This is a genomic window from Streptomyces atratus (genome assembly GCF_040655115.1).
Classification (GTDB): domain Bacteria; phylum Actinomycetota; class Actinomycetes; order Streptomycetales; family Streptomycetaceae; genus Streptomyces; species Streptomyces atratus_D.
The window spans coordinates 160,592-167,710 of the sequence record NZ_JBFAJH010000012.1; the positions used below are offsets into that span (position 1 = coordinate 160,592).

7 protein-coding genes and 1 tRNA gene are annotated in these 7,119 nt (G+C 70.3%); 6 read left to right on the forward strand and 2 right to left on the reverse strand.

The features are described 5' to 3' along the window. Positions 1 to 66 precede the first annotated feature (66 nt). Together AB0I23_RS16980 and AB0I23_RS16985 are read left to right on the forward strand one after the other, a co-directional pair. Positions 67 to 1,179, forward strand: a complete 1,113-nt coding sequence (locus tag AB0I23_RS16980) for a hypothetical protein (protein WP_359109948.1) — start codon at positions 67 to 69, stop codon at positions 1,177 to 1,179. A gap of 617 nt (positions 1,180 to 1,796) precedes the next feature. Beyond that, positions 1,797 to 2,441: a GAP family protein gene (locus AB0I23_RS16985; RefSeq protein WP_359109949.1), complete on the forward strand. Its 645-nt coding sequence runs from the start codon at positions 1,797 to 1,799 to the stop codon at positions 2,439 to 2,441. Between the two features lie 736 nt (positions 2,442 to 3,177). Here AB0I23_RS16985 and AB0I23_RS16990 read toward each other — a convergent pair. Further along, positions 3,178 to 3,265 (reverse strand) — tRNA-Leu (locus AB0I23_RS16990). 181 nt (positions 3,266 to 3,446) lie between these two features. Here AB0I23_RS16990 and AB0I23_RS16995 point away from each other — a divergent pair. The 3 genes from AB0I23_RS16995 to AB0I23_RS17005 all read left to right on the forward strand — a co-directional run bounded on the left by AB0I23_RS16995 (position 3,447) and on the right by AB0I23_RS17005 (position 6,079). Next, the gene (locus AB0I23_RS16995; protein ID WP_359109950.1) at positions 3,447 to 4,772 is read left to right on the forward strand and encodes a M20/M25/M40 family metallo-hydrolase; all 1,326 of its coding nucleotides are present in this window, start codon (positions 3,447 to 3,449) and stop codon (positions 4,770 to 4,772) included. A 153-nt stretch (positions 4,773 to 4,925) separates the two neighbouring features. Beyond that, on the forward strand, positions 4,926 to 5,159 hold the full coding sequence (locus tag AB0I23_RS17000) for a chaplin (protein WP_359109951.1): 234 nt from the start codon (positions 4,926 to 4,928) through the stop codon (positions 5,157 to 5,159). Between the two features lie 137 nt (positions 5,160 to 5,296). Beyond that, complete coding sequence (locus AB0I23_RS17005) at positions 5,297 to 6,079, forward strand: chaplin (protein WP_359109952.1); 783 nt, start codon at positions 5,297 to 5,299, stop codon at positions 6,077 to 6,079. A gap of 71 nt (positions 6,080 to 6,150) precedes the next feature. On the opposite strand, the gene AB0I23_RS17010 is transcribed toward AB0I23_RS17005, so the two are convergent. Continuing rightward, a complete protein-coding gene (locus AB0I23_RS17010) occupies positions 6,151 to 6,339 on the reverse strand; it encodes a DUF5703 family protein (protein WP_030918345.1) in 189 nt (62 codons plus the stop codon). Positions 6,340 to 6,386: 47 nt separating this feature from the next. Here AB0I23_RS17010 and AB0I23_RS17015 point away from each other — a divergent pair, with 47 nt between their 5' ends. Further along, complete coding sequence (locus AB0I23_RS17015; protein ID WP_359109953.1) at positions 6,387 to 7,046, forward strand: hypothetical protein; 660 nt, start codon at positions 6,387 to 6,389, stop codon at positions 7,044 to 7,046. Positions 7,047 to 7,119 lie beyond the last annotated feature (73 nt).

The window sequence follows — 7,119 nt, forward strand, 5'->3', positions numbered from 1 at the left end:
GGGACACGCACTCCACCAGGGCCTGGGGTCACGGTTGTTCCCCCTACGACGGGTGAGAGGTCGACGATGCGTGGTACGAAGATGCTGGGGCGTGCGGGAGCCGTCACGGTCGCGATGGTGTCCGGGATGGCGTTCGGCACGGCACACCCGCACACGAATGCGAACAGGGACGCGGGAGCCGCGCTGCACGCGACGGCCGCCGAAGCCGCACCGGCCTCCCTCGCGTGCGCGGAGGTCCGTGACAGGGTCGGCACACTGGAGGGGCGCATCACCCCCAACGCCTGCGCGTTCATGAAGCGGCAGATCACCTTCGGTGAGACCCCCACCGGGACGCCACCGCAGCCGGGCGAGGTCGGACACCCGCGGGTCGCCGCCTATCTCGACATCTTCGACCCCGAGGCCACCCTCTGGGAGGCCGGGGGCGATCCGCAGCGCGGGCACGCCGTCATCGGGAACTCCATCGTCGGCTCGCTGCGTCTCGTACCGGACCTGCGCTACCGGGGCACCGAAGTCGTCGCGGACGGTGCGGTGGTGATGTTCGGCCAGTGGAACGAGGTCACCATCAAGGGCCACAAGGTCGGCTATCCGCAGATCGCCCGCAACGTCCTCTCCGACGACGGCAAGACGATCCAGGCCCGGCGCTACTACGACCGGTACACCGTGTTCCGCTCGGCCGCCCCGGAGCTGCGCAACCTGTTCGAGGGTGTCGCGGACACGGCTCCGGACGACATGGGCCAGGACGTGTCCACGGGCCCGACGGCCGATGCCGGCCGGGGCCCCGGGCCGCGCCCCTTCCGCGCCGGGGACGTCACAGCGCGGCTCGCGGCCTGGAACACCGAGGACGTCGACACTCTCGTCGACGGCACCGGACACGGCCGCCTGACCGCGCCCGGCCTCGCCGCGCCCCTCAAGACCGCCGACGGCAAGGCGGCCTATCTCCGCCGGCTCTTCGACCACGCCGACGTCCAACTGAAGCCCGGTCAGGTCGCGTTCGGCCGCACGAACACCTTCGTGGAGTGGCACGGCACCGTCACCAGCCCCAAGGGCGCGAAGGTCCCCTTCGGGATCGTGGAGCGCTTCGGTCCGGCGGGCGAGTGGGAGCTGTCCTTCGACACCCTGCCCCTGATCGCCAAGCAGGCCGAGATCGACGCCATGTTCCGGCGTCTGGCCCAGCCCTGACAGCGACACGGTCGGTCGCGGGCCCGGGGCGTGCGGGCTTGCCGGCCGCCCCGGGCCTGGGGTTCCCTCGACGTCGACACAGATACCGAAGACCCGGTCGGTCGTGCGACACGCCCCGTAGTCGAACTGATGTTGACCAGGTCCACCACTCGGCGGGGAGGGTTCTCCGCGGCGCGGAGCAGGTGCGGCAGCGACGCCGGCCGGGCTGCCCGGGGCAGCGACAGGACAGGGCCCGCGCCGCGCCCCTGCGCGGGCACCGGGGTGCAGGGACACCGGCGCGGCGTATGGGCGACGACCCGCGGTCCCGGTGGACCTGCGCCGGTAACCGCGCGGAACCACCGGAAACGCATTCGGCCCATCCGGGCCGTGGCCGGCTTGACGCGGTGACGCCCGGCCAACACAGTCGAGATGCGGTGCGATCGACGTCCCCACCACGACCCGCGCCCGTGCACACGCGGTCCGGTCTCCGGCCGACGGCAGACACGACGGGAAGGCAGCGATGGCCGAGAACCGGGGCGAGACGGCGCCGTGGCCGGCCGACGCGTCCGAGACCCCCGGCCTCGGAAAGCCGCGCGGACACGGGGCTCAGGACGGGACCGGCTACGCGGCCGGCAGCGATGGTCCTTGACCTCGTCGTCATCGGCACGGCCATCACGCTCGGGCCCATTCACAACAGCGCCTTCATCCTGCTGCTCTCCGCCGACGGAGGTGTACGCAAGGGGCTGGCGTTCATCCTGTCGTGGCTCGGCGGCCTCGTGCTGGTGATCGCTGCCGTGATCCTTCTGGCCGGCGGCACGCCCCCGGCGCGCCAGAGTGTTCCGTCGACGGCGGCGCTCGCGGCCAAGCTGGCCCTGGGCGTGGGGCTCGTCGCGTACGGCGAACACAAGCGGCGCAGTCCGCCTCGCCCCCGTCGCTCACCCAAGTGGATGGCGGGACTGGACCGCGCGTCCGGATGGACGGCGGCCGGACTGGCGGTCCTGCTGCAGCCCTGGGCCATGGTCGGTGCCGGAGCCGCCACGGCAGTGAGCGCGGATCTCTCCTCGGTGGCGTCCACGCTGGCCCTCACAGGGTTCTGTGTGCTGGCCACGTCCAGCCTGCTGGCGATGGAGCTGTACACCACCTTTTCGCCCGTTTCGGCAGGGGTGAAGCTACGAGAGTTGCTCAGCTGGCTCGACAGCCATCAGGACCAGGCGATCGTGTCGCTGTCACTTCTGCTGGGGCTGTGGCTGGTCGCCAACAGCATCTACCAGCTCGTCAAGTGAGGGCGGCGGGCCCGGACCGACCGCCGCCTCCGCCTCCACCGACGCGGGCCGGAGCGCCGGGACCGGTCGCGGCCTCCCTGGCCCGGTCGCGTGAGATTCCCTTCCCACCGCGAGCGTAGACCCAGGGCGTGGACACCCAGCACATGGACGGGGAAGCCGACGTCCTCAATCGTGCTGGGAGCACTGTCGTTGTTGCCGTCGCTGCCGAGCAGTGCGACCTTCCGGTCCGCCAGGAACTCCATGGCCGTGGAGTGGAGTGCGGCCCGGACCTCCTCCGTGTCCCACGGCCCGAGTTCGTCGCGCCGACGAGCCCGTGCTCGGGGACCGTCGGACAGCGGTCGTCCATGGTGGCTCCGGAGGTGTGGAAACCCCCCGACCCCACCCACTGTCCGGCAGAACGGATCTCCGCGCCTGGGCCGGAGGAGGGAGACAGACGGACCCCTCCGCCTGCCGGTGTCACGGCGTAACCACTCGCCCGCGCCCCGGCCCCTGCACAGGCGGGGACGGACGAGCCTTTCTGTCCACACGTGTGCCCCCGCCGGGCGAACCTGCCGCCGCATTCCCGCTCCTGGTCGGCGGTGAGCAGTGGGTGGTGGATCTCGTCCGGCCGCGCCTCCGGCCGCGCCTCCGGCTCCGGCCGGAGTGTGACGGCGCCGGGCACCGCACCAAAAAGCAGATGCGGGCCGAGGTGATCCTCGACCCGCATCTGCTCCATCTCCCATGGAGGGAGACCATCTGGTGTCCGAGGGGGGACTTGAACCCCCACGCCCGATAAAGGGCACTAGCACCTCAAGCTAGCGCGTCTGCCATTCCGCCACCCGGACAAGGTGTCTGTCTTGCGGGCCGTGCCCGCTCCGACGTGGAAAACAATAGCAAACAATCGGGGGTGCTCGATCACGCCACTGGCCGTGTGAACGGCGCGTGACGGGGCAGGCGCCCTTGGGTGTGCGGGCCGGGCGCGGGAGGATGTGGGGGAGCACCAGGGTGAGAGTGGAAGGAAGCAGCGTGAGCGAGACGAACAAGGCCGGCGGCCTCTCCGGCGAGGACGAGGTCGTGGACCTCTGTCGTGAGCTGATCCGGATCGACACCAGCAACTACGGAGACCACTCCGGCCCGGGCGAGCGCGCGGCCGCCGAGTACGTCGCGGAGAAGCTCGCCGAGGTCGGGCTCGAACCGAAGATCTTCGAATCCCACAGGGGCCGTGCCTCGACCGTGGCCCGGATCGAGGGCGAGGACCCGTCGAGGCCCGCGCTGCTCATCCACGGGCACACCGACGTCGTCCCGGCCAACGCCCACGACTGGACGCACCACCCGTTCTCGGGCGAGGTCGCGGACGGTTGTGTGTGGGGGCGCGGCGCCGTCGACATGAAGGACATGGACGCGATGACCCTCGCGGTCGTCCGTGACCGGATGCGCAGCGGTCGCAAGCCCCCGCGCGACATCGTGCTGGCCTTTCTCGCCGACGAGGAGGCCGGTGGTACGTACGGCGCGCGGTATCTCGTCGACAAGCACCCGGACCTCTTCGAGGGCGTGACCGAGGCGATCGGCGAGGTCGGCGGTTTCTCCTTCACGGTCAACGAGAAGCTGCGGCTCTATCTCGTCGAGACGGCCGAGAAGGGCATGCACTGGATGCGGCTCACCGTGGACGGCACCGCCGGGCACGGCTCGATGACCAACGGCGACAACGCGATCACCGAGCTCTGCGAGGCGGTCGGGCGGCTCGGCCGGCACAAGTGGCCGGTGAGGGTCACCAAGACCGTACGGTCCTTCCTCGACGAACTGTCCGACGCGCTCGGCACCCCCCTCGACCCGGAGGACATGGACGCCACGCTCGCCAAGCTGGGCGGCATCGCCAAGATGATCGGCGCCACCCTCCGCAACTCCGCCGCCCCCACCATGCTCGGCGCCGGCTACAAGGTGAACGTGATCCCCGGCCAGGCCGTCGCCCACGTCGACGGCCGTTTCCTGCCCGGCTTCGAGGACGAGTTCCTGGCCGACCTGGACCGGATCCTCGGCCCGCGGGTCAAGCGCGAGGACGTGCACAGTGACAAGGCGCTGGAGACCGGCTTCGACGGCTCCCTGGTCGACGCGATGCAGGTCGCGCTGAGGGCGGAGGACCCGATCGCCCGCGCCGTCCCGTACATGCTCTCCGGTGGCACGGATGCCAAGTCCTTCGCCGACCTCGGAATCCGCTGTTTCGGGTTCGCGCCGCTGAAACTGCCGCCGGAGCTCGACTTCGCGGGCATGTTCCACGGTGTTGACGAGCGGGTGCCGGTGGACGGTCTGCAGTTCGGTGCCCGGGTACTCGACCGATTCATCGACAACTGCTGAATTGCCGCGCTCTGTTCCGCAGGTAATCGTCAGTGTGTACGTACGTGACCGGAACGAGTGAAAGGGGTCATCGCCTCGTAGCCCGACTACTTATTCCTCGTTACAGGTGATGCGGTCCGCGGCTGGGACCGCATTGGCAACTAGGAGGAAATAATGATCAAGAAGATCGCCGCCGCTGCGGCAGTTACCGGTGGTCTGGTGCTCGCGGGTGCGGGTATGGCCGTCGCCGACTCGGGCGCCCAGGGTGCCGCGGTCGGCAGCGCCGGTGTGGTCTCGGGCAACACCATCCAGGTTCCCGTGCACGTGCCGGTGAACCTGTGCGGCAACACGGTCTCCGTGGTCGGGCTGCTGAACCCCGCTTCCGGCAACTACTGCGCCAACTCCTGACGTTGGGCGTCAACCCGTAAGGGTTTGAGCCCGGTCGGCCCCGGAGCGCACGCCATGCGCTCCGGGGCCGCTGGGCGCTCCACCCCCGCACGGTCACGTCCGGGGGTATTCCGGAAGGTAGAAGGCAGGGAAAACCTATGCGACAGGTCACGCGTAAAGGCCTGATGACCATGGCGGCAGCGGGCGGAGTGCTCGCGCTGAGTGGCGGATACGCACACGCCGACGCGGGAGCGGCCGACGACGTGTCGAATTCCCCGGGGGTGCTGTCGGGGAATTCGGTGGAGATCCCGATCGACGTCCCGGTCAACGTATGCGGTAACTCCGTGAGTGTTGTCGGACTGCTCAATCCGGCGGCCGGAAACGCTTGCGGGAACGGTTCGGGAAACAGTGCCTCGGGGCGGCACGGCTCGGGCGCCCAGGCGTCGGGTGCGCAGGCATCGGGCCGCCACGCAGCGGCAGGCCGCGGCATGGGCGACCTGACCCGCGAGTACCGCGCCGGAACGGGCAAGCACCGGGCCGGAGGCAACGAGAGCGTCAGCGGCGCCACGGCCGAGGGGCACGCGAAAGGGTCGCCCGGCGTCCTCTCGGGCAACACCATCCAGGTCCCCGTCGACGTCCCCGTGAACGCCTGCGGGAACAGTGTCACCGTCGGCGGACTGCTCAGCCACGCGACCGGCACCACGTGCGAGAACGACGCCGACGTGAGCACGCCCCCGGTGGACGTTCCGGTCACCCCGCTCACCCCGCTCACCCCCGAGAAGCCCGGAGTACCCGCACCGCGAGCCGTGCCGAACACGCCCGCGCCCCAGCTCGCCCACACCGGAGCGGACGGGCTCGACCCGCTGGTCCCGGCGGGCGCGGGTCTGCTGCTGGCGGGCGCGGGTACGGTGCTGTACCGCCGCTCCCGTATGTCCGCATAACAGCGGCTGCTCCGTCGGAAACAGGCAGGACGAAGACGAGCGGGCCCCCGCGGATGCGGGGCCCGCTCGTCTCACCAGGTGGCGCGCAGCTGGCGAATGATCCGCCGGCGCAGCCGCACCCTGCGGCTGCCGTCACGGCGCAGCGTCAATCGGTCCAACTCCCAGTGCCCGTACTCGGCATGGTCGGTCAGCAGGCGGGCGGTTTCCTTCCGGGAGACCCCGCGCGGCACGTACACATCGACAAATTCGTATTCCGGCATCGCATCTATTGTGCGGGCAGAGGCCGTGTACGGATAGCGTCTGCACCATGTCTGATGCTGCGCAGCCCACCGCTGCCGAGGTACGCGCCGCCGCCGATGCGGTCAAAGCCGCGCTCGACCATCACCTCGCGGCGGTCGAGCGCCGGTCCGGGGACGACGACCCCGCCGTCTATGAGGCGTTCAACGCATTGGCCGCCGCGGCCGAGGTCTACGACGAACTCCTCTACGACCGCTACGACGAGGTGACTCCCTTCGAGATCCCCGGCGTCGACGACTCCCTGCCGCCGTACGGCGGCCCCGAGGAGCCGAAGGCGCTCAGTGTGCTGATCCGCCGTGACTACGCGGTGGTGGAGCCGCCGCGGCTGCTCGCCCAGGCACAGCGGGTCGCCGACCTGGACCCGGACGGCCGCGCCAACGGGACCGCCGCCGTGGTCGGCGCCAGTGTCCATGCGGCGCTCGGCGTCCTTTTCGGTGAGTACGAACCGGACGAGATCGCCTCCCGGCACCAGGAGTTCGGCCTGGAGGAGGGCGACTCCACGCTCTGGGTCTCCGCGGCGGAAGAGCTTCCCGAACCGGGGGAGTGGCTCAATGCCCCGTTCGACGAGGCCGACCCTCAACTGGTGGTGTGCCGCTTCGACGTCAGCTCCGTCTTCGACGAGGACGAGCTCGACGAGGAGTTGGACGACCTGGCGACCGACAGCTCCTGACCGTGCGCTGTCGGTGACATGGACCCTCCGGCCCCTCCCGTGAGCCACGCGCCACGAAGAGCGTCGCTGATCG

Bases quoted from the DNA above. Each gene is read 5' to 3' on its own strand.
- AB0I23_RS17015 (WP_359109953.1), top strand. From the start codon at position 6,387: ATGTCTGATGCTGCGCAGCCCACCGCTGCCGAGGTACGCGCCGCCGCC.
- AB0I23_RS17005 (WP_359109952.1), top strand. From the start codon at position 5,297: ATGCGACAGGTCACGCGTAAAGGCCTGATGACCATGGCGGCAGCGGGC.
- AB0I23_RS17010 (WP_030918345.1), bottom strand. From the start codon at position 6,339: ATGCCGGAATACGAATTTGTCGATGTGTACGTGCCGCGCGGGGTCTCC.
- AB0I23_RS16980 (WP_359109948.1), top strand. From the start codon at position 67: ATGCGTGGTACGAAGATGCTGGGGCGTGCGGGAGCCGTCACGGTCGCG.
- AB0I23_RS17000 (WP_359109951.1), top strand. From the start codon at position 4,926: ATGATCAAGAAGATCGCCGCCGCTGCGGCAGTTACCGGTGGTCTGGTG.
- AB0I23_RS16985 (WP_359109949.1), top strand. From the start codon at position 1,797: ATGGTCCTTGACCTCGTCGTCATCGGCACGGCCATCACGCTCGGGCCC.